This is a genomic window from Dryocola boscaweniae, from assembly GCF_025215095.1.
Taxonomy (GTDB): Bacteria; Pseudomonadota; Gammaproteobacteria; order Enterobacterales; family Enterobacteriaceae; genus Dryocola; species Dryocola boscaweniae.
Genome location: NZ_JALHAP010000069.1, coordinates 39,981 through 59,682 on the forward strand (window position 1 = coordinate 39,981; position 19,702 = coordinate 59,682).

General features: G+C 49.7%; 20 protein-coding genes. 6 read left to right on the plus strand and 14 right to left on the minus strand.

Going from position 1 to position 19,702, the window contains the following annotated elements:
* Positions 1 to 94 precede the first annotated feature (94 nt).
* The 3 genes from rpmB (at position 95) to mutM (ending at position 1,394) form a co-directional block, all read left to right on the plus strand.
* Positions 95 to 331, plus strand: coding sequence for a 50S ribosomal protein L28 (rpmB, locus tag MUA00_RS03135; protein ID WP_004154798.1), 237 nt, complete (start codon positions 95 to 97; stop codon positions 329 to 331).
* Positions 332 to 344: 13 nt separating this feature from the next.
* Positions 345 to 512, plus strand: a complete 168-nt coding sequence (gene rpmG, locus MUA00_RS03140; protein WP_002208990.1) for a 50S ribosomal protein L33 — start codon at positions 345 to 347, stop codon at positions 510 to 512.
* Between the two features lie 72 nt (positions 513 to 584).
* Positions 585 to 1,394: a bifunctional DNA-formamidopyrimidine glycosylase/DNA-(apurinic or apyrimidinic site) lyase gene (gene mutM, locus MUA00_RS03145; RefSeq protein WP_271121685.1), complete on the plus strand. Its 810-nt coding sequence runs from the start codon at positions 585 to 587 to the stop codon at positions 1,392 to 1,394.
* Here mutM and coaD read toward each other — a convergent pair.
* The 7 genes from coaD to rfaQ form a co-directional block, all read right to left on the minus strand.
* On the minus strand, positions 1,391 to 1,876 hold the full coding sequence (gene coaD / locus MUA00_RS03150; RefSeq protein ID WP_271121684.1) for a pantetheine-phosphate adenylyltransferase: 486 nt from the start codon (positions 1,874 to 1,876) through the stop codon (positions 1,391 to 1,393). The genes mutM and coaD overlap by 4 nt on opposite strands.
* Positions 1,873 to 2,649 (minus strand): glycosyltransferase family 2 protein, encoded by a 777-nt coding sequence (locus MUA00_RS03155; protein WP_271121683.1) that lies wholly within the window; start codon positions 2,647 to 2,649, stop codon positions 1,873 to 1,875. The genes coaD and MUA00_RS03155 overlap by 4 nt, the downstream gene beginning before the upstream one ends.
* Positions 2,649 to 3,923, minus strand: coding sequence for a lipid IV(A) 3-deoxy-D-manno-octulosonic acid transferase (waaA, locus tag MUA00_RS03160; protein WP_271121682.1), 1,275 nt, complete (start codon positions 3,921 to 3,923; stop codon positions 2,649 to 2,651). Before waaA ends, MUA00_RS03155 begins: the two co-directional genes overlap by 1 nt.
* A gap of 163 nt (positions 3,924 to 4,086) precedes the next feature.
* Entirely contained in the window at positions 4,087 to 5,082 is a 996-nt protein-coding gene (locus MUA00_RS03165) for a glycosyltransferase (RefSeq protein ID WP_271121681.1), read from the minus strand.
* Between the two features lie 20 nt (positions 5,083 to 5,102).
* Positions 5,103 to 6,203, minus strand: a complete 1,101-nt coding sequence (locus MUA00_RS03170; RefSeq protein ID WP_271121680.1) for a glycosyltransferase — start codon at positions 6,201 to 6,203, stop codon at positions 5,103 to 5,105.
* Positions 6,204 to 6,206: 3 nt separating this feature from the next.
* The gene (locus MUA00_RS03175) at positions 6,207 to 7,337 is read right to left on the minus strand and encodes a glycosyltransferase family 4 protein (protein WP_271121679.1); all 1,131 of its coding nucleotides are present in this window, start codon (positions 7,335 to 7,337) and stop codon (positions 6,207 to 6,209) included.
* Positions 7,334 to 8,413: a putative lipopolysaccharide heptosyltransferase III gene (rfaQ, locus tag MUA00_RS03180; RefSeq protein WP_271121678.1), complete on the minus strand. Its 1,080-nt coding sequence runs from the start codon at positions 8,411 to 8,413 to the stop codon at positions 7,334 to 7,336. Before rfaQ ends, MUA00_RS03175 begins: the two co-directional genes overlap by 4 nt.
* Positions 8,414 to 8,564: 151 nt before the next feature.
* Here rfaQ and MUA00_RS03185 point away from each other — a divergent pair, with 151 nt between their 5' ends.
* Complete coding sequence (locus MUA00_RS03185; protein WP_271121677.1) at positions 8,565 to 9,533, plus strand: polysaccharide deacetylase family protein; 969 nt, start codon at positions 8,565 to 8,567, stop codon at positions 9,531 to 9,533.
* A 483-nt stretch (positions 9,534 to 10,016) separates the two neighbouring features.
* Here the strand turns inward: MUA00_RS03185 and MUA00_RS03190 are convergent, their stop codons facing one another.
* The 5 genes from MUA00_RS03190 to rfaD are packed head-to-tail and all read right to left on the minus strand — an operon-like array spanning position 10,017 to position 15,044.
* A complete protein-coding gene (locus tag MUA00_RS03190) occupies positions 10,017 to 10,937 on the minus strand; it encodes a glycosyltransferase family 2 protein (protein ID WP_271121676.1) in 921 nt (306 codons plus the stop codon).
* 60 nt (positions 10,938 to 10,997) lie between these two features.
* The gene (locus tag MUA00_RS03195; protein WP_271121675.1) at positions 10,998 to 12,062 is read right to left on the minus strand and encodes a glycosyltransferase family 9 protein; all 1,065 of its coding nucleotides are present in this window, start codon (positions 12,060 to 12,062) and stop codon (positions 10,998 to 11,000) included.
* Between the two features lie 6 nt (positions 12,063 to 12,068).
* A complete protein-coding gene (gene rfaC, locus MUA00_RS03200) occupies positions 12,069 to 13,046 on the minus strand; it encodes a lipopolysaccharide heptosyltransferase RfaC (protein WP_271121674.1) in 978 nt (325 codons plus the stop codon).
* Entirely contained in the window at positions 13,046 to 14,095 is a 1,050-nt protein-coding gene (gene rfaF, locus MUA00_RS03205; protein WP_271121673.1) for an ADP-heptose--LPS heptosyltransferase RfaF, read from the minus strand. Before rfaF ends, rfaC begins: the two co-directional genes overlap by 1 nt.
* 16 nt (positions 14,096 to 14,111) lie before the next feature.
* Positions 14,112 to 15,044 (minus strand): ADP-glyceromanno-heptose 6-epimerase, encoded by a 933-nt coding sequence (gene rfaD / locus MUA00_RS03210; RefSeq protein WP_271121672.1) that lies wholly within the window; start codon positions 15,042 to 15,044, stop codon positions 14,112 to 14,114.
* A gap of 218 nt (positions 15,045 to 15,262) precedes the next feature.
* Here rfaD and kbl point away from each other — a divergent pair, with 218 nt between their 5' ends.
* Positions 15,263 to 16,459 carry a glycine C-acetyltransferase gene (kbl, locus tag MUA00_RS03215; protein WP_271121671.1) on the plus strand — a complete coding sequence of 399 codons (1,197 nt, stop codon included), beginning with the start codon at positions 15,263 to 15,265 and terminating at the stop codon, positions 16,457 to 16,459.
* A gap of 10 nt (positions 16,460 to 16,469) precedes the next feature.
* Positions 16,470 to 17,495, plus strand: coding sequence for an L-threonine 3-dehydrogenase (gene tdh / locus MUA00_RS03220; RefSeq protein WP_271121670.1), 1,026 nt, complete (start codon positions 16,470 to 16,472; stop codon positions 17,493 to 17,495).
* 59 nt (positions 17,496 to 17,554) lie between these two features.
* Here tdh and MUA00_RS03225 read toward each other — a convergent pair whose 3' ends face one another.
* Together MUA00_RS03225 and MUA00_RS03230 are read right to left on the minus strand one after the other, a co-directional pair.
* Positions 17,555 to 18,475, minus strand: coding sequence for a hypothetical protein (locus MUA00_RS03225; protein WP_271121669.1), 921 nt, complete (start codon positions 18,473 to 18,475; stop codon positions 17,555 to 17,557).
* Complete coding sequence (locus MUA00_RS03230) at positions 18,468 to 19,700, minus strand: glycosyltransferase (RefSeq protein WP_271121668.1); 1,233 nt, start codon at positions 19,698 to 19,700, stop codon at positions 18,468 to 18,470. Before MUA00_RS03230 ends, MUA00_RS03225 begins: the two co-directional genes overlap by 8 nt.
* Positions 19,701 to 19,702 lie beyond the last annotated feature (2 nt).

Genomic DNA, 19,702 nt, shown 5'->3' on the forward strand with positions numbered 1-19,702 from the left:
TTCACATTGAACCGCCAGGGACCAGGCTTGCAGCCTGACGAGGCGCCATAACCCTATACGAAGCTCGAGCTAATTTGATTTTTGGAGAATAGACATGTCCCGAGTCTGCCAAGTTACTGGCAAGCGTCCGGTGACCGGTAATAACCGTTCCCACGCAATGAACGCGACCAAACGCCGTTTCCTGCCGAACCTGCACTCTCACCGTTTCTGGGTTGAGAGCGAGAAGCGTTTTGTCACACTGCGTGTATCTGCTAAAGGTATGCGTGTAATTGATAAGAAGGGTATCGAAACGGTTCTGGCCGATCTTCGTACCCGTGGCGAGAAGTACTAAGAGGAACTAAGTCATGGCTAAAGGTGTTCGCGAGAAGATCAAGCTGGTTTCTTCTGCTGGTACTGGTCACTTCTATACCACCACGAAGAACAAACGTACTAAGCCGGAAAAACTGGAACTGAAAAAGTTCGATCCAGTTGTTCGTCAACACGTACTGTACAAAGAAGCTAAAATTAAATAATTTTAGTGACTTTGATGAAAAACCTCGCTTCGGCGGGGTTTTTTTGTTTTGGGCTTTAAAGCCGGAGGAGAAATGCCAGAGTTACCTGAAGTCGAAACCAGCCGACGCGGCATTGAACCGCACCTGGTAGGCGAAACCATTTTGCATGCTATCGTGCGTAACAGCCGTCTGCGCTGGCCGGTTTCCGATGAGATTCATGCCCTGAGCGACAAACCCGTCTTGAGCGTTCAGCGCCGGGCTAAATATCTGCTGCTCGAACTGCCGGACGGCTGGATTATCATCCATCTTGGTATGTCTGGCAGCTTACGTATTCTTCCCGAAGAGCGGCCCGCTGAAAAGCACGACCATGTCGACCTGGTGATGAGCAACGGCAAAGTGCTGCGCTATACCGATCCACGTCGCTTTGGCGCCTGGCTGTGGGTTAAAGAGCTTGAAGGCAGCAATGTGCTGGCACATCTTGGGCCAGAGCCGCTTAATGAAGAATTTAACGCCGAATACCTGCGTGAAAAATCCGCCAGGAAGAAAACCGCCATTAAACCCTGGCTGATGGATAACAAACTGGTGGTGGGCGTGGGGAATATTTACGCCAGCGAATCTTTGTTTGCCGCCGGGATCCATCCCGATCGCGCCGCGCAATCGTTATCAAAAACCGAATGCGAGTTGCTGGTTAAAGTCATTAAAGCGGTGTTGTTAAGATCGATTGAGCAGGGCGGTACAACCTTAAAAGATTTTTTACAGTCTGACGGTAAACCCGGTTATTTCGCGCAGGCGCTACAGGTTTACGGGCGCGATGGGAAGCCATGCAGAGTTTGCGGGGCGCCGATTATTGCCAGTAAACACGCTCAGCGCAGCACGTTTTATTGCCGAAACTGCCAGCATTAAAACTGCTTTAGTTTCTCAAGTAATGCCTGGCGAACAGGTTCCGGCAGAAAATGCGCGACATCGCCGTGGTGGCGCGCCACCTCTTTCACCAGAGAAGAAGACACGAAAGACCACTCTTTTGAGGGCATCAGGAAGACGCTTTCCAGCTCCGGCATCAGGTGACGGTTCATATGGGCAAGCTGCATTTCGTATTCAAAATCTGCCGCTGTGCGTAAACCCCGTATCAACACGTTGGCTTGCTGCGCCTTTGCAAAATTCGCCATAAGATCGCTAAAGCCTACAACTTCAACGTTCGGCAGATGCGCCGTCACTTGTTTGGCTAGAGCTACACGCTCGTCGAGAGAGAACATGGTTTTTTTGTGCGGGCTGTTTGCGATGGCCAGAATAATAGAATCAAACATCATGGCTCCGCGCGTCACGATATCCAGATGACCATTCGTGATGGGATCAAAAGTACCGGGGTAAATCGCTCGGGTGCTCATAGCTGCTCTTTTTCCGTATAACCCTGGTTCAATGCCCAAAGTTCTGTGTATTTATTAAACGTGTATTGTGCGTTAACCACCGCCAACAACCAGCCTTGTTTTCCGTCCAGAAAACCTGCGCGTAAGAGCAGCGTTTTGCAGAAGGCCCCCAAAGTGTGGCTTAAAATCCCAACCAGCGAGACTTTTTTGCCGCGCTGATGACGCTCGTGCGCCCAGGCTGTTGCGTAGCTAAGTTGCTTACGCTGGAAGCTTGCAAAATCCCGGCAGGTAAGATGGAGCAAATCACCTTCAAGCGGAATGATTTTAGCCCCCGGCGCGCTCAGCGATTCATGAACCTGATTGTCATTATAGCGATAGCGTTCACGGGCATAGAGACGGGTTACACGGTCCGGATACCATCCGCTGTGGCGCATGAAGCGGCCCAGAAAAAGATTACGGCGGGCAATGCTGTAGACGGCGTCAGGCTGTGGATTGACAAGCACAGCTTTTATCGAGGCGGCAAGCTCGGGCGTTACTCTTTCGTCAGTATCGATCATTAAAATATAGTCGCCGCTGGCGTAACCTTGCGCACGCTGGCGCTGTATCCCGAAGCCCTGCCAGTTTTCATCCACGAAGACTTTTACATCGGCCTGACGAGCGATATCGACGGTTGCATCTGCGCTCCCGGAATCCAGCAGGACCACTTCGTCAGCCCACGCCACCGACGCCAGACATTCCGGCAGAATATCCGCCGCGTTTTTGGCGATCATCACTACCGATAATCGGTTGGACATTAATGACTCCGCTGCGGCAGATAGGGTTGCAGTAACTGTAGTAAACGCTGCAAAGCGCCCTGGTTTTGATGCAACACTTCTACAGCATGGCGGCCATAGTACAAACGATAGTCTTCATCGGTCAGGAGCGTGGTGATTTCATTGACCAGAGACTCTGCATCAGTGACGGTGATCATTCCGTCAGCCTGCTGTAGTTTTGCGCAGATATCTTTGAAGTTGAAAATATGCGGACCCATCAGAACCGGTATGGCGTGGGCCGCAGGCTCCAGCGGGTTATGGCCGCCTCGCTCCACCAGGCTTCCGCCAACGAACGCCAGGTCGGCAATCCCGTATAACAGCATAAGCTCTCCCATCGAGTCGCCAATCACCACCTGGGTGCTGCCTGACGGGATTTCACCGCTGCTGCGTAGCGTGTAGCTGAAGCCGCCTTTTTGCACCAGCTCTTTAGCGTCTTTAAAGCGTTCCGGATGGCGTGGTACCAGTATCAGTAACAGGTCAGGGAATTTCGCCAGCAGTTGGCGGTGTGCATCCAGAATAATGCTTTCTTCGCCATCGTGAGTGCTGGTGGCAATCCAGACTTTACGGCGCGGAGCCCACTGACGACGCAGCGTAATGGCGCGGGCGGCAAGCTCGGGCGTGACAGAAATATCAAATTTCAGACTGCCGGTAACCGTGAGCTGGGAGCGTTTCAGACCCAACTCAAGGAAGCGACTTGCATCTTCTTCATTCTGCGCGGCGATAAGCGTGATTCTGCTCATCAGGCGGCGCGTGAAATTACCGAGCTTCTTGTAGCCTTTCGCGGAGCGTTCGGATAAACGAGCGTTGGCGATGACTAACGGAATTTTACGGTTATGCAGCGCGGTAATCATGTTCGGCCACAGCTCTGTTTCCATAACGATGACCAGTTTCGGACGTACAGTATCCAGAAAACGGTTCATGGCGCAGGGCAGATCGTAAGGCAAATAAACATGGTGGACGTTTTTGCCAAACGCCGACTGCACTCGTTCAGAGCCGGTTGGCGTCATCGTCGTGACGGTAATAGGTATTGTTGGATATCGATGGCGAAGAGCACGAACCAGCGGAATTGCTGCGAGGGTTTCCCCTACGGAGACGGAATGCAGCATGATACCGTCCGGCGCCACTTTCCCTCGACAAAAGCCATAGCGTTCTGCCCAGCGTTTACGATACGCAGGAGCTTTACGGCTACGGAGCAGAAGTCGCAGCCACACGAAGGGCTGAATGAGATAGAGCAGAGCGGTATACAACGATTCCAAGCGAATTTTCCGTATTTTCATTATCGGCGGGCAAATTCTAAGCATTCACAGGGCGTAAAGCTATTGTTTTGGTGATATTCGACGGCTTTACCGATTGTTCGGGCAACCTGAAGGCGAAACATTCTAATTGCGGGCCGTCAGACGCAGCCCGCGAAGAGCAAATTTATCCAGGCACCCGCGTGGCTTTTTTCAGTTTCAGGTAGCGGCGGCCTAAGCGCCAGCGCAGACGGAAACCTCGGGCATTCTTCCAGATAAGACGCCAGATCCCGCGGTCGAAAAACTCCTTAACGATCATTTTTTTCTTCTGCGGGTCTTTCATATTATTGAAGGTATGCAGGATCCCGAGCCCTTCTTTGGCGATTTGCCAGTTGCAGGCAGGAATGTTTTTTACCTGTTCCGGATAACGCTGGTTAATGGCCTCGAGCATTTCAAGAATTTTGATGTAATGGCGCGCCGAGCGAATCAGCGTGTCATCGGTATCCGGTTTATGGGAAACCGATGCGGAATGAATGTAGTAATCGTAAAATCTTTCATTCGTGTACTGAACGCGCTGCGCGGCGAGTAATACTTCGGTGGTCCACGGAATATCCTGATGACGTAAGCCTGGTTCGAATTTAAAACCGTGTTCGCGGATAAAATCATGTCGGTAGAGATTTAGCCAGGTAACGTGCAGAAACTTACGTGAATCCAGCGCCTTCTTCAGCCAGGCGGGACCGCTCATTACGCCAGTTGACTGAAGTTTGTCTTCAGGAAAGATGGGACGCGAAGGTTTTCTGTTGTTTTCGTAAACGTAGTTGCCATTGCAGGTAACCACATCCAGATTGCTGGCTAGCGCCAGGTCGAGCAGGCGGCGGTACATGCCAGGTTTGAAATCGTCATCAATGTCAGGAAAAGAGAGATACTGGCCGGTGGCCACGGCAAGGCCGGTATTACGGGCGACAGATACGCCCTGATTTTCCTGCTCGATAACCAACATGCCCGGAAACCTGTCGCGCCAGGCGTCGATAATCGCCATGGAGCCATCGGTTGAACCATCGTTCACCATGATGACTTCCATTCCTTCGATGGCCTGGGCTTCAAGGCAGGCAAAAAACTTCGCCAGGAAAAGTTCGCCGTTATAAACAGCAACGACAACGCTAAGTAAAGGAGTCTGGGGCATAAAGTTACCTGAAAATACCGTTATTTTTTTTCTGTCGCCAAAGACAAGTACTGCTGGCAAATAGCGCCGATACTGTAGGACTCAATGGTGCTGGCATCAATCACCGGGGGATGGTTATAAATATCCACCATCGTATCTGCCAGTTGCTGATCGCTCATCCCGGAGAGGCCGCGTGCCAGCGGGCCGGTGAGAATTTCTTCCGGGCCGCCCGGGCAGTGCGTGCTGACTGCGGGCGTCTGGCAAATCAGCGCTTCCACCAGCACGTTGCCAAAACCTTCACAGTCGGAACTCAGGAGCAACAGGCGTGCGTTAGCTATCCAGGGATACGGATTCGGCACGAAGGATTTAAGGATGACGCGGTCGGCAACGCCTGCGGCAGTGGCCATCGTTTTTAACTGTTCAATGCGTTCATCGCTGCCGTTGCCCATCAGGATTAATGGCGCCTGAATGCCGCTTAATGCATACGCTTTGATGAGTCGGTCATGGCGCTTGTGTTCATGGAAGCGACCAACGTGGATGAGATAGTCCTGGCCCGCCATTTCACAGGGCTCTTTAGCGCGCTGGTGGATGCCATCAATGTCGAAAGGATTATGGATAACCGTGCTTTTTGCGGGGGTGATGTCAAAACGTTCGGTAATGTCGCGCAGTACCGCTTTCGATACGGCAACTACGTTGCTGTTCTCATACACGCGTTTTATTTTCTGGCGTTTTAACCAGCGGGAGAAGCCATGGCGATGCTGAAGATAAGAGAAAGAGAACATACCGTGTACGCAATACCATAACTTTTCGCGTGGAATGGTTTTAGTGTGCGCGACGATGCGGTCAGTTTTGTGCAAATGAGAAAAGATGAGATCAAACTGGCCCCCTTTCTGGGCCTGTTCAACGGCCTTATCCAGCAGCGCTGCACGGCGGGATAACTCGGTAAGCTTGCGCCACGGTTTCTTACAGGTATCCAGAATGATTTGGTAATCGACCCCATCCGGGATTTCATAATCACAGACGCGACGCAAAGAGAAGACCGAGACCTGATGGCCCATACCGACAAGTCCCCTGGAAAGGGTTAGCACGGTTTTCTCAGCACCGCCGCCGGGTAATCCATCAATAATCATTAGGATGCGCATCGTCTAATCCAGTATGTTTTGATACAGCGAAATAAGTTGCTGTGAAAGTTTTTCCGGCGTCGCTTCCCTGACCCGTTCACGCGCATGAACTCCCATGATTTCATTCAGATGGCGTGCCGGGATAGCCATTACCGCGTCCGACAGTTCCTGAATGTTCAGGGCATCGCAAACATATCCGTTTTGTCCGGTTGTTATAAATTCGGCCCCGCCGCAGGTGGGCGTGGTAATAACCGGTAAACCACATGCCATTGCTTCTAAGATCACGTTAGGGAAGGGATCATAAAGCGTTGGCAGTAATAATCCATCAGCGGCCTGATAAAATGGCAGCGTATTTTTCTGCATTCCCATGAAAATTACTCGATCCTGACACCCCAGAGTTTGTGCCAGCGCCCGATAATTTTTTTCTGCTTTGTCTTGTCCCACCACAATCAGGTAACGATCGCTGTTAGCTACTGCCCGGATAGCGCTGGCAAGGCCCTTGCGCTCAAATCCCGAACCCACGAACACCAGCGCAACGGCCTGCTGTGGAAGGTTGATTTCCTGTCGCCATTTTGCCCGTTGTTCAGACGTAGCCGGAACGAAGCGGGAGGAATCAATAGCATTATAGATGACATGTATCTTATTAGCAGGTATAGCAAAATCTTCAATGATTTCGCGTTTTACCATTTCGGCGTTACAGATGACAGCTTTCAGCTCCGGTGCCTGGTACATTGCCTGTTCGGCCTGCATGACATAGCGATGGAAACGATCGCGAAGCAGTAGCTGCCGCCGCCATGCCGGCAGAATTCGGGCGCGCTGAAGCAACCAGCGACGATGTACCCCATCACCGGCGCGATAGATATCGCAGCCGGCTATACGTTCGTGGCTTTGCACGAGGTCAAATTTTTCACGTTGCCATAAGGCGCGTGCGGCGTCCGCAAAGCCTTTTTCACGGCTGATACGGCCCCATTTCATGGGATCACAAATATGTATATGCCAGTTCTCCTGGCGCTCGCCCTGCCACTGACGGGTAATAACGTTCAGTTCCAGATCATGAGCGCTCAGGGCTTCCAGCGCGCGTGAGACAAAACGTTCGGCACCGCCGTCCGGACGGTACTTTTGGCGGACGATGGCCAGGCGGCAGCGTTTCTTCACAACTGTTTCCTTGCGCTCGCAACCACGGCATCCACTGGAATCGCATCCAGATAGCGCTCGCTGGTTTTAGTATCAATTTGATCCGGATCCGGAAGCGGGCCGTAATCACCGGCCCAGATAACTTCCCCTTTTACCTGCCAGGGGCTCCAGAAAGTTAGTTTCGATGGGCCAAACAGGGCGATGCAGGGAGTTTGTAGCGCAGCGGCCATATGCATAGGAACGGAGTCGACGCCGATAAAAAGGCTGGCATGATCGATAAGCGCGGCTAGCTGACGCAGGCTCAATTCGCCTGCCAGGGAATAAACACGTTCCGGGGGACATAATGCTCGGATGGTTTCAATCATCGCTTTTTCGTTTTTATCCGGCCCGGATGTAAGCACAATCGTATGCCCATCTTTTTGCAGCGTGGAAATCGTCTCCGCCATTTTTCTTTCGTCCCAGCACTTAAAGAACCAGCGGGATGTGGGCTGTACCACAATAAATGCACCTTCAACGTTTTTTACTTTTAATTTTTGCTGAACCGCCAGCCAGTCATCTGGCTGATAGCTCATGGTGACATTATTAACGGGAGGAACATTCAAGGGGGCAAGGATAGAGAGATTTTGCTCAACGGTATGCATAGTTTTATGCCCGATAACCGGTGCGAGCTGCGTGTGGCTGCGGCTCCAGAACCAGCCACGGCGTTTGTTAAAGTCAAAACCAATGCGGGCCGGAGCGCCCGTAAAGCGAGTGACAATAGCGCTACGCCACTGATCGGCAAGATTCACCACCAGACTGTATTTTTGCTGGCGCAACGTTTTAAGAAGCTGCCACTCTTTGCATAAATGCTGGCGGGTGCCCAGTTTGCGCCATTTACGGTCGATACCGTAAATGCGATGTATAAACGGATGAGCAGCCAGCATATCGCGCGTTTCTTCATAAAGCAGAACATCAATCTGAGCCTGCGGCCATGTCTGATGCAACGCATTGATCACCGGCGTTGTCAGCAACATATCACCGTGATGGCGCAGTTTTATGAGTAATATACGAGTTTGCGGCCCGTCAGCGCGTGTATGCAAAGCGTTATTCATTATCATCTTTAGGTGATTAACCAAAGCGTGATTCTAATAGACCTTGAGTATGGTTGCTACAATTCTACTCAGGAGTCGGTGCATTCCTGGAAACCGGTTTGCCCTTAACTGGCAGGCTGCGTAACATGGCGTAAACATCGTTAGCTCAGAGACGGCAATGACTACCCCAGCATTTATCATCACCATTGATACCGAAGGCGATAATCTGTGGCAAAACCATCGACAGATTAAAACTGAGAATGCGCGTTTTCTTCCGCGTTTTCAGATGCTTTGTGAAAAGTATGCTTTCAAACCCGTCTGGCTAACAAACTATGAAATGGCCGTTGACGCAGACTACATTGCCTTTGCCAAAGACGTTATTGCGCGCGGGCAAGGTGAGGTGGGAATGCATTTGCATGCCTGGAACAGCCCGCCAGAGTTTGATTTAACCGGTGATGACTGGCGCTGGCAGCCTTATCTTATCGAATATCCGGATGAGATTCTGCGTGAAAAAGTCGTCTATATGACAACGCTTCTCGAAGAGACTTTCGGTACTAAAATGGTCAGCCATCGAGCCGGGCGGTGGGCTTTTGACAGCCGCTACGCGCGCTTGCTGGTGGAGCTGGGATATAAAGTCGATTGTTCGGTTACGCCTCGGGTGAACTGGCGAAATGCTAAAGGTTCGCCTGCCGGAAACGGCGGAACAGATTATCAACGCTTCCCGACAGGCGCTTATTTTATGGATCTGGATAGCATCAGCCAGCCGGGCGATTCCCCGCTGCTGGAAGTGCCGATGAGCATCCAATATAAACACAGCGCTGTGATGAACAGTTTTAAGCAGGGCTACGATCGGCTACGGGGAAAATATCGCAGCCCATCAGTGAACTGGCTTCGCCCGTCAGGTGCAAATGCCGCGCAAATGATTGCAGTAGCGGAAAAAACGCTGGCAGAAGGGAACGATTATGTGGAGTTTATGCTCCATTCTTCAGAATTTATGCCCGGCGGCAGTCCAACCTTCAAAGATGAAGCGGATATCGAACGGTTATATCAGGACCTGGAAGCGTTATTTTCCTGGCTTTCTGAGCGGACCCGGGGAATGACTTTGGCTGAGTATTATGAACTTAAGAAAACGAAACCGGGCATATAGCCCGGTATGTATTCAAATTTGTCCGTCCTGCTTTGTAAGTAGAATCCCGCAGATCCCTATTAAAGCCATGTAAAATAAAATGGCTTCAGAGCTTAAAAGCAACACATCACTAAGGCCATAAACGAACATACAATTAATCGTAAATAATAAATAAGGGTTTTTGAAATGCCTAAATAAACAAAATATTAGAATAACATGCCGGGTAAAAATAAATTTTAAGAGGTTTAAATCATTAATATAAAATATAAAATATAAACTTAAGCTTGTGATGTAGTGACAAATGAAACCATTTGATCATCCATAGAATTAAAGTAAACAAATGTTAATTTTATTGAATGCTAATTTTTATATTATATAAGTAAATGAAATGGAAATAGATAATTAAACAAGTATATAGAAGTATCTTTTTCTCTTGCATTACCTGACGAGCATAGCCGAAAGAAAATAGCACAAAAAAGAACGTGTTTTGGTAAAGCCGTGATCTTAGTTTTTCCATAATGTACTCAATGCTTTTCGCTTATAGCTAAATCGCACAGTTGAATTTAGAAAAAAACCGGGCGAATGCGTCATAATAACATGTTTTTTTACGATGTCTTTTTGGTGTTTATCATTTAATAATGCCTTGTGCTTTATAAAAATATCCAGCCAATGACACAATACCAAATGATGAAAATCATTTGGTAACACTTCTTCCATTTTCAGAGTGCAGTCTATTAAGTTAGCTATTTTATCTTCGTCTGGCGTTGAAGATAAGCTTCCTTGATGTTTTATATAGTAATAATGGCTGTCGTATTGAAAATAGATACTACTGGCGTCCATAAGCATCTGTGGGAACACATAAAAATCTTCGTAACAAGCCATTGCTGGGATCTTATGGTGCAGATAAATTTCTTTCTTAATAAATTGACCAATTAAGTGTGCCTGAAGATCTTTATGAATTAAAAAGCGTGTAATAGTATCTTTTCGCGATAATTTCTCAGGGTATAAACCTGACCATTGATGATCAATTTTATTTAAGTCGCGGATTTCATGCAGTCGAGTCAATAACATATCGGGACGAGTTTCGCGCAGAAAATCTATGATTTGCGGTAAGGTCTCTTTTTTCATTAAGTCATCGCTGTCTAACATAGTTATGTATTCCCCCTGCGATAAAGAAATACCATGTTGACGTACGCGACCTATGTTTTTAAAGGTTACAGAAGAAATAATCACCTGTGGATAAGAAATAGCATAATGAGCTATTTTCTCTCCAGTTCTGTCCTCAGAAGCATCATTAATAATGATAATTTCGGCTTGAGCAAGAGAAGGACCAAGCGCATCCAGCAGACTTTGGAATGTGGCATCAATAGTTTTTTCGCAGTTATGTGCTGCAATAATTATGCTCAGAAGCGGGTTATTTGTCATGGACCTACTCATTAACAGCAAAAACCTATCAGAATTATATTCTTTAACGGATACTTCAGCTTAGCGGTTAACAATAAAATGATGAATCTTGATTAGATCCTCATCACTCAATGCAAACAGCTCTTCGCGAGAACGATCAAAGAAATATGGAGCTTCAAAAATATATGATTTCTCATTTTCTCTGTTACCTAACAGCAACACTTCTCCTAAAGGCCTCTGTTCGGCGATACAGCATGGTCCATAAATGAGGATAATGGGAACGCCAACCGCATCTGCTATATAAACATTTCCGGAATCTGAAGCAATGTAGAAATCCATTTTGCTAATAGCAAAAGGTACATCTTCTAAGGGAAGTTTGCCGATAAGGCTGATGATATTGTCTTGTTCGTCTATCTCGCGATAAAGATCGTCCAACCACACCTGTTCATTTTTTGGGCCAAAGATATAGTAATTGCAGTTCAGGTTGGCCAGGGTTTTGAAGATTTTCTTCCAGATAATCGGCGGGATGGTTTTTGACTTATTTCCTGCGGAAATGCTTAGTCCGATTTTTATTACGTTTTGTTTATCAAGCTCCGCTGGATACGCCTTTGGTTTCCGTAAAGGAAAAGTGGCATGCTTTGGAGAATCGCGCCAGGTTAGGTTACGGTCCGCAAGCTTAAGATAATCATCAACGGTTAGCTGGTCCTTGCTGTGTTCCACCACGCCACTGGCGGTCCAGTAAAACAATCCATGGTACCAGCGTCGGGTGTAGGTGCTTAAAAACTGTTTATTAGCGGCGTTACAGGCAGCAGCGAAGAAGAGGTTTGTGCTGTTGGGCTGCAGCAGATAAACATTTTCATAGCGGTTCATCAGCTTAAAGGCCAGGCGAAATTTACCCCACAAACTTTTTTTGTGTTCTTCAATCAGAAAAATGGTATCGATGGTTTCGTCGTTTTTAGCCAGGGGCAGAACGGTTTTACTAATCAGTACATCGCTGTGTTTAAGATGAGCGAGCAGAGGCGTAACGTTCACGAAATCGCCAATTTTGGCCGTCTGAATCATCAGATTCCGGCCTGTCTTTTTGTAAAACAGCTTGCCGATCAGCTTGAACGGAAGCAAAAGAATGAAAATGAATAGATAGCTCATTAATCGTTATTCTATGGCTAATTGAGTTGTTGTCTGGAGAATGCTAAACGCTTCAGATGCCGTAATGTTAGCCATACTCTTTCCTGCGCCAATGATTTCATGCTGATTCTGCCCGTAACCGCCAATCAAACCCGGATCGGTCGGTCCATACAGTGTAATATTTGGCCGATTAAGGGCGGCAGTGAGGTGACTCAATCCGGTATCTACCGAAACGACGGCCAGCGCTCCTGCAAGTTGCTTAGCCACTTGTTCAAGAGACAAACGCGGCAACACTTCAACGTAGTCGAATCCTTCAGCCAGGCGGGCTGCGCGTTCACGTTCATGTTCTGCACCCCACGGGAGTTTAATACGTAAGCCCGTTTTATGCATTAATTGAATAAGATCTCGCCAGTTCGATTCCGGCCAGTGTTTTTCATCACGCGTCGTGGCATGAAGAAAAATAACATATTGATTCGCATCTGCGGGCGTTGGGGTAAGAAAATGCCGGGCTATTGCGTAGTCGCCCTGTTGCGTGGGTTTTTCGTATCCGAGGCTTTTTGCAAATAATTCTCTGGTGCGTTCAACCGCATGCCGCTGTTTTTCGATGGCGTGGCGTTTGTCATAGAATAAGCATGCCAGTGGTTCACGGGCGCTATTCCAGTCCATACCATGTTTTACGCCATGCGCTTTACGCGTAACCAGCGCGGCGCTTTTAATCAAGCCTTGCGCATCGATAACGGCATCGTATTGTTCAGTAAGCAGATCCCGGTAGAACGCTTTGCGCTCTGCTTTGACTGGAGCCGAGAACCAGTTTTTACGCCAGCGGCGAATCGCAACAGGAAGAACCTTATCTACCGCCGGGTGCCATGATGGAATCTGTGCGAAACCTTCTTCGACCGCCCAGTCAAAGCGTATACCCGGAATCGCCTTTGCAGCGTCGGTCAGCGCAGGCAGCGTGTGCAGGACATCGCCCATAGATGATGTTTTGACGATCAGTACCCGCATTAAACTTCCTTCCCGGCTGGCAGCAGAGCGGCTAGCTCATCCATTACGCGCTCAGGTGTAATATCAATCAAGCTTTGGTGATAGCCTTCAGCGGCATCGCCTTTACGTACTTTGTGATAGCCGCGGATAAGACGAATTACGCGTGCCTGGTGAGATAACGGCGGAGTAAAATCCGGACTGCTTGGCCCATATAAAGCAACCAAAGGGCGATTAAGCGCAGCGGCTACATGCATCAGACCAGAATCATTCGTTACAACGGCTTTGCAGGCGGCCAGTAAAATGACGGCCTGCTCAAGCTCGGTATCGCCAGCCAGATTACGGCAGTGTGCCTGCTGGTTAGTTGTCAAAGCGGCGAGAATATCATTCCCGGCCTCTTTGTCTTTGGCTGAACCAAACAACACAACCTGATAACCGTCATCAATAAGTTTGCCAGCAAGCGTTGCATAATGATAATGCGGCCAGCGCTTAGCCGGGCCAAATTCGGCGCCCGGACAAAAACCGATGATGGGGCGTCCGGCATCCAGATTGAACGCGGAGCAGGTTTGCGCTTTTTCGCCTTCGCTGACCTGCAGTTGCGGCCATAGCAAAGGCTGCGGAAGATCTTTTGCCGATTGCATCACGCCTTTGTCATAGGCCAGCGCAACGTAGCGCTCCACCATTAGCGGCCAGGCTTGTTTATCCAGGACACGCGCGTCATTGAGCAAACCGTAGCGCATCTCGCCACGCCAGCCTGTACGCTGCGGCACATTGGCAAAGAAAGGAACTAATGCGGATTTGAAAGAATTCGGCAGGACGTATGCTCGATCGTAGCGCTTTTCTCGCAGGGCATGGCCCAGGCGACGGCGTTCGCCGATTTCCAGCGCGCCATGACCAAGCGGCATCGCCAGCGCTTCATTAACTTCAGGCATGCGCGACAGCAACGGACGGCACCATGCCGGTGCCATCACATCGATTATCGCCTGGGGATAGCGCGCCTTGAGCGTGCGATAGAGACTTTGCGACATCATCATGTCGCCTACCCATGACGGGCCAATCACCAGTATTTTCATGCGTCAGACTACCTGCTTATGCGTCACGATTCAGCCAGGCCATGTATTCTGTTACGCCTTCGGCAACAGTTTTAAATGGCTTGTCATAGCCTGCGGCGCGCAGATTAGTCAGGTCGGCCTGAGTAAATGCCTGATAGCGGCCTTTCAGTTTTTCCGGGAAAGGAATGTACTCAATGCTGCCTTTTTTGTGGAACGCCAGGGCTGCATCGGCGATAGCCTGGAAGGACTCGGCACGACCGGTACCGCAGTTATAAATACCGGATACGCCGTTTTGCCAGAACCACAGGTTCACTGCCGCTACGTCGCCCACATAGATAAAATCGCGCTTAAAGCCGTCGCTGCCTTCAAACAGCTTTGGATTTTCGCCGTTGTTTAACTGGGTGTTCAGGTGGAACGCGACGCTCGCCATGCTGCCTTTGTGGCCTTCGCGTGGTCCATAAACGTTGAAATAACGGAAGCCGGTAATTTGCGAGTTCGCTTCAGGCAGGATCTGACGCACATATTCATCGAACAGGAACTTAGAGTAGCCGTAAACGTTCAGCGGCTGTTCATATTCGCGGGATTCGATGAAATCGCTGTTTCGGCCGCCGTAGGTCGCAGCGGAAGAGGCATACAGGAACGGAATTTCGCGCTCCTGGCAGTAATGCAGCACTTCTTTGGAGTACTGATAGTTATTATCCATCATGTACTTGCCATCCCACTCGGTGGTAGATGAGCAGGCGCCTTCATGGAAAATCGCTTCGATTTCGCCGAACTCTTCACCTGCCATCAACTGGATCAAGAAATCTTCTTTATCCATGTAGTCAGCAATATTCAGATCGACCAGGTTTGCAAACTTGGTGCCGTCTTTCAGATTGTCTACTACCAGAATATCAGTATAACCAATATCATTCAGTGACTTAACAATGTTGCTGCCGATAAAACCAGCACCGCCGGTGACAATAATCATAAGCGTGACCTTAACAATATAGGGGGGCCGTGAGGCACAATACCTCACGCGCTAATGGCTCTTATCATACCATTACAATCAAAGACCCGCCTAATCAGACGAAGTTTCTGTCCCTCGTGATTTATCCTGCAAAAATCAACTTCTCTGAAGCGTAATCTCGTCTCCTGGTATAGGTTTGGGTAATATGTGCCGAAATTTGCCCTGCCTGGAGAATCGCGATGCGCGAAGATTTTTACCAACAGTTAACGTCTCAGCTTGATACCGCACGTGCGGAAGGCCTTTTTAAAGAAGAACGTATTATCACCTCAGCGCAACAGGCGGATATCACTGTCGCTGACGGTAGCCACGTCATTAACTTCTGCGCCAATAACTATCTGGGGCTTGCGAACCACTCGCAGCTTATTGAAGCGGCAAAGCAGGGGATGGATAAACACGGTTTCGGAATGGCTTCCGTACGCTTTATTTGCGGCACGCAAGACAGCCATAAAGAGCTGGAAGGCAAGCTGGCGGGCTTTTTGGGAATGGATGACGCCATTCTTTATTCTTCCTGCTTTGATGCTAACGGCGGATTGTTTGAAACACTGCTTGGGCCGGAAGACGCAATCATTTCTGATGCGCTAAACCATGCTTCGATTATTGACGGCGTGCGTCTGTGTAAAGCGCAGCGTTATCGCTACGCTAACAATGATATGCAGGAGCTGGAAACTCGCCTGAAGGAAGCTCGTGCGGCAGGCGCCCGCCATATCATGATTGCTACCGATGGCGTTTTCTCCATGGATGGCGTGATTGCCAACCTGAAAGGCGTATGCGATCTGGCGGACAAGTATGATGCGCTGGTCATGGTTGATGACTCGCACGCGGTAGGTTTTGTAGGCGAAAATGGCCGCGGAACCCATGAATATTGCGACGTTATGGATCGCGTGGACATTATCACCGGCACCTTAGGTAAAGCGCTCGGCGGCGCTTCTGGTGGCTACACCGCTGGACGCAAAGAAGTCATTGAATGGCTGCGTCAGCGCTCGCGTCCTTATCTTTTCTCCAATTCCCTGGCTCCGGCAATTGTTTCAGCATCCATCAAGGTTCTGGAAATGCTGGAAACCGGTGCGGAGCTGCGCGAGCGCCTGTGGGCTAATGCAAGCCTGTTCCGCGAAAAAATGACGGCGGCTGGATTCACCCTGGCAGGAGCCGATCACGCCATCATCCCGGTGATGCTCGGCGAAGCGGTTGTGGCGCAAAACTTTGCCCGCGAGCTGCAAAAAGAAGGCATTTATGTCACCGGTTTCTTCTATCCGGTGGTACCAAAAGGTCAGGCGCGCATCCGTACACAAATGTCTGCGGCTCACACTACGGAGCAGATTGAACGTGCGGTTGCAGCGTTTACGCGTATCGGTAAACAGTTAGGCGTTATCGCCTGAGGGAGCGGTCATGAAAGCATTAGCAAAACTGAAAGCAGAAGAGGGCATCTGGATGACAGATGCGCCCAAACCGGAAATGGGCCATAACGATCTGCTGATCAAAATCCGTAAGACCGCGATTTGCGGTACCGATGTGCATATTTATAACTGGGATGAATGGTCACAGAAGACTATTCCGGTGCCGATGGTTGTCGGCCATGAGTACGTGGGCGAAGTGGTCGGTATTGGCCAGGAAGTAAAAGGTTTTAAAATTGGCGATCGCGTTTCCGGCGAAGGTCACATTACCTGCGGCCATTGCCGCAACTGTCGCGCGGGCCGCACGCACCTTTGCCGCAATACTAGCGGCGTGGGCGTTAACCGCCCCGGCTGTTTTGCTGAATATCTGGTGTTGCCTGCTTTCAACGCCTTCAAGATCCCGGACAATATTTCCGATGATTTAGCCTCTATCTTCGATCCATTCGGTAACGCGGTTCACACGGCGCTTTCGTTTGATCTGGTCGGTGAAGACGTGCTGGTTTCTGGTGCTGGCCCTATTGGCATTATGGCGGCGGCAGTCGCTAAACACGTAGGCGCACGGAATGTCGTGATTACCGATGTGAATGAGTATCGCCTTGAGCTGGCGCGCGAAATGGGCGTAAGCCGCGCGGTGAACGTCAGCAAAGAAAGCCTGACTGACGTAATGCATGAGCTAGGCATGACCGAAGGTTTTGATGTGGGCCTGGAGATGTCCGGTGCGCCGCCGGCTTTCCGCTCCATGCTTGATACCATGAATCACGGCGGCCGCATCGCAATGCTGGGCATTCCGCCGTCAGATATGTCCATCGACTGGACAAAAGTCATCTTCAAGGGCCTCTTCATTAAAGGTATTTACGGACGTGAAATGTTCGAAACCTGGTACAAAATGGCCGCGCTGATTCAGTCTGGTCTGGACCTGTCGCCGATCATTACTCACCGCTTTGGTATTGATGATTTCCAGAAAGGCTTCGACGCTATGCGTTCCGGGCAGTCCGGAAAGGTTATCCTTAGCTGGGATTAACGAAATCTGGATGAAGAAAAGGCCGGGGAAACCGGCCTTTTTACTATTCACTTAAGTTATTATTCGCTGGCGGTTTTCTTTTCAGCATCCGTCAGATAACGCACTTTACGCGTGTAATCCTGCCCCTTAAACAGCAGCTCGCTATCAGGCGAGGCAAGATACTTCTGCCATTCCGACAGCGGAAAACCGCCGTGCGCGCCAACAACGGGTTTAGGGATTACAGACGGCGTGCCGCCGATTTTCTTCGACACCGGCCAGTTCATCCAGTCGCCCAGATTAACCGTTCGTATATCCAGCATATCCAGCAACGCGGCCAGCGGTAGCTGATCTGTAGGCGGCTGGCTGTCGTCCATTAGTTCCCAGGTATCCTGGAATAATGTCAGCCATAAAGGGCAAATACGGCGCCAGGTTTTGCGCGTCGCAGCCAAAAATGCACCGTTTACATGATCGACAATGTAAGGACGCACCGTATCTCTATAATAAGCCGGAACTTTTTCGGCGGGTGCGCCGTCCAGCTTGGCGATCATTTTCCCCTGGCGGAAACTGGAATAGATATGCTGCTCTTCTATTTTAAACGTCGGCATTTGTAGCAGATTAAGGTCGGAATCGATCATCAAAATGCCGTCCGTACGCGCCTGCAAGGGAGCGTTCAGTTTAATCAATCGGCTTAGATAGATTTGTTTGTAGCGATAGCCTTCTTCGCGCTGCGGTAAATCAAGAGTGGCTACGCGAGTTTTAGGCGGTAATTCACCAAATTCCTCTGCCGGACGGTCGGAGACAATGACTATCTCTTCAACATCCGGGGCGAAACACGCAGCGAACGTCGCCGAAAGTAAGCCTTCTTCTATGTAATCCGCGCCAGCGCAAGGAATAACAATCGATGTTACTGGCACAGCGTTTGAACCTGAAGCTGGCTCCTGATAAGGGATATTATGCCGCACCTTAATATGACGATATTTTGCATTCAGAAATTTAAACATGGTTATTCCGGTTTGGTTTCACTGCGCCGAGAACGTTTTCGACGCCGGCAACATAATGTTCTATCGCATAATTATCAATTACACGCTGATGGGCTTGCTGAGTGAGGACATCACGTAACGCGCTATCCTGCCATACCGCCTGCAGATGCGCCGCCAGCGCCAGAACATCGCCATAAGGGTAAAGCAGACCGGTACGGCCGGAATCAATTAATTCCTCTGTGCCGGTAACGTTCGAGCCGATAACAACGGTCCTGAGCAGCATGGATTCAAGTACGACACGGGGCAGGCCTTCGCTTTTCGAAGCCAGAATAAATGCGTCAAAAGCTGCGAGATAATCGAGAGGATTATTGCGAAAACCGGTGAATATGACGCGATCGGCAAAGCCATAGCCGTTCGCCTGTTGCTGCAATTTATCTCTGTCCGGGCCTTCGCCAACCAGCAAAAACTTCCATTTAGCTTCAGGGTGCTGCTGATGAAAGCGATGCAGCGCCTCAAGCGTGTGATGACAGGATTTGCGTGGGATAAGCGATCCAATACTGCCGAACACAAAAGTGTTTTCATCCAGTTCCAACTCTTCACGCATCGCTTTTCCATCCGGCAAAGGCTGGTGGATATCAATCGCGTTGGAAACGGTAGTACATAGCGATTTATGCACGCCATTTTGGATCAGAACACGCTCAACGCCATGGGAAACGGCGATTACCGCCTGGGCTGTTTGATTGACCGTCTGCGTAATTTGTTCTGTCATGACGGGTTCAATCCGGCAATGCTGCACGACAGCGACTTCAAGGTCGAATGCTGCGAGATAGCCTTCCATGTTGGAACCCGGCTGGTTGTTCATATAGAGAATTTGGTAGCCGTCACGTTGCAGCAGGTCGCGTATGCGCTTCGCATTAGGGTTGATGCGCCACTGTTTATCTATGACCTCAGCGACTTTCTTGCGCATTGAACGACTGAAGAATACAAATGCACGGGCCGTTTCTTTGCTGATTTTCGCCCACAGGGGTTGCCCGGTTTGCGGAAGAAAAATAACCGGAATTCCGATGCCGTTAAGCACCTGCTCAATGGTTTCACCTTCTCCACGCGCGTAGTTGTAGTAGAAGCAACACGTGATATCAAATCGTTGGCGGTCGATGCGTTTGAGAAGCTCCAGCATGCTGTTGGTGCCGCCTCCCCACTCTTTACCGTTATCCAGCAGGAGAATTTTGCGCCGTTGTTGCGTCATTG

Bases quoted from the DNA above. Each gene is read 5' to 3' on its own strand.
- mutM (WP_271121685.1), top strand. From the start codon at position 585: ATGCCAGAGTTACCTGAAGTCGAAACCAGCCGACGCGGCATTGAACCG.
- MUA00_RS03155 (WP_271121683.1), bottom strand. From the start codon at position 2,649: ATGTCCAACCGATTATCGGTAGTGATGATCGCCAAAAACGCGGCGGAT.
- coaD (WP_271121684.1), bottom strand. From the start codon at position 1,876: ATGAGCACCCGAGCGATTTACCCCGGTACTTTTGATCCCATCACGAAT.
- MUA00_RS03190 (WP_271121676.1), bottom strand. From the start codon at position 10,937: ATGACAAATAACCCGCTTCTGAGCATAATTATTGCAGCACATAACTGC.
- MUA00_RS03170 (WP_271121680.1), bottom strand. From the start codon at position 6,203: ATGCGCATCCTAATGATTATTGATGGATTACCCGGCGGCGGTGCTGAG.
- tdh (WP_271121670.1), top strand. From the start codon at position 16,470: ATGAAAGCATTAGCAAAACTGAAAGCAGAAGAGGGCATCTGGATGACA.
- MUA00_RS03225 (WP_271121669.1), bottom strand. From the start codon at position 18,475: ATGTTTAAATTTCTGAATGCAAAATATCGTCATATTAAGGTGCGGCAT.
- rfaD (WP_271121672.1), bottom strand. From the start codon at position 15,044: ATGATTATTGTCACCGGCGGTGCTGGTTTTATCGGCAGCAACATTGTT.
- MUA00_RS03230 (WP_271121668.1), bottom strand. From the start codon at position 19,700: ATGACGCAACAACGGCGCAAAATTCTCCTGCTGGATAACGGTAAAGAG.
- MUA00_RS03195 (WP_271121675.1), bottom strand. From the start codon at position 12,062: ATGAGCTATCTATTCATTTTCATTCTTTTGCTTCCGTTCAAGCTGATC.
- rfaF (WP_271121673.1), bottom strand. From the start codon at position 14,095: ATGAAAATACTGGTGATTGGCCCGTCATGGGTAGGCGACATGATGATG.
- MUA00_RS03165 (WP_271121681.1), bottom strand. From the start codon at position 5,082: ATGCCCCAGACTCCTTTACTTAGCGTTGTCGTTGCTGTTTATAACGGC.
- rfaC (WP_271121674.1), bottom strand. From the start codon at position 13,046: ATGCGGGTACTGATCGTCAAAACATCATCTATGGGCGATGTCCTGCAC.
- kbl (WP_271121671.1), top strand. From the start codon at position 15,263: ATGCGCGAAGATTTTTACCAACAGTTAACGTCTCAGCTTGATACCGCA.
- rpmG (WP_002208990.1), top strand. From the start codon at position 345: ATGGCTAAAGGTGTTCGCGAGAAGATCAAGCTGGTTTCTTCTGCTGGT.
- rpmB (WP_004154798.1), top strand. From the start codon at position 95: ATGTCCCGAGTCTGCCAAGTTACTGGCAAGCGTCCGGTGACCGGTAAT.
- MUA00_RS03185 (WP_271121677.1), top strand. From the start codon at position 8,565: ATGACTACCCCAGCATTTATCATCACCATTGATACCGAAGGCGATAAT.
- rfaQ (WP_271121678.1), bottom strand. From the start codon at position 8,413: ATGATAATGAATAACGCTTTGCATACACGCGCTGACGGGCCGCAAACT.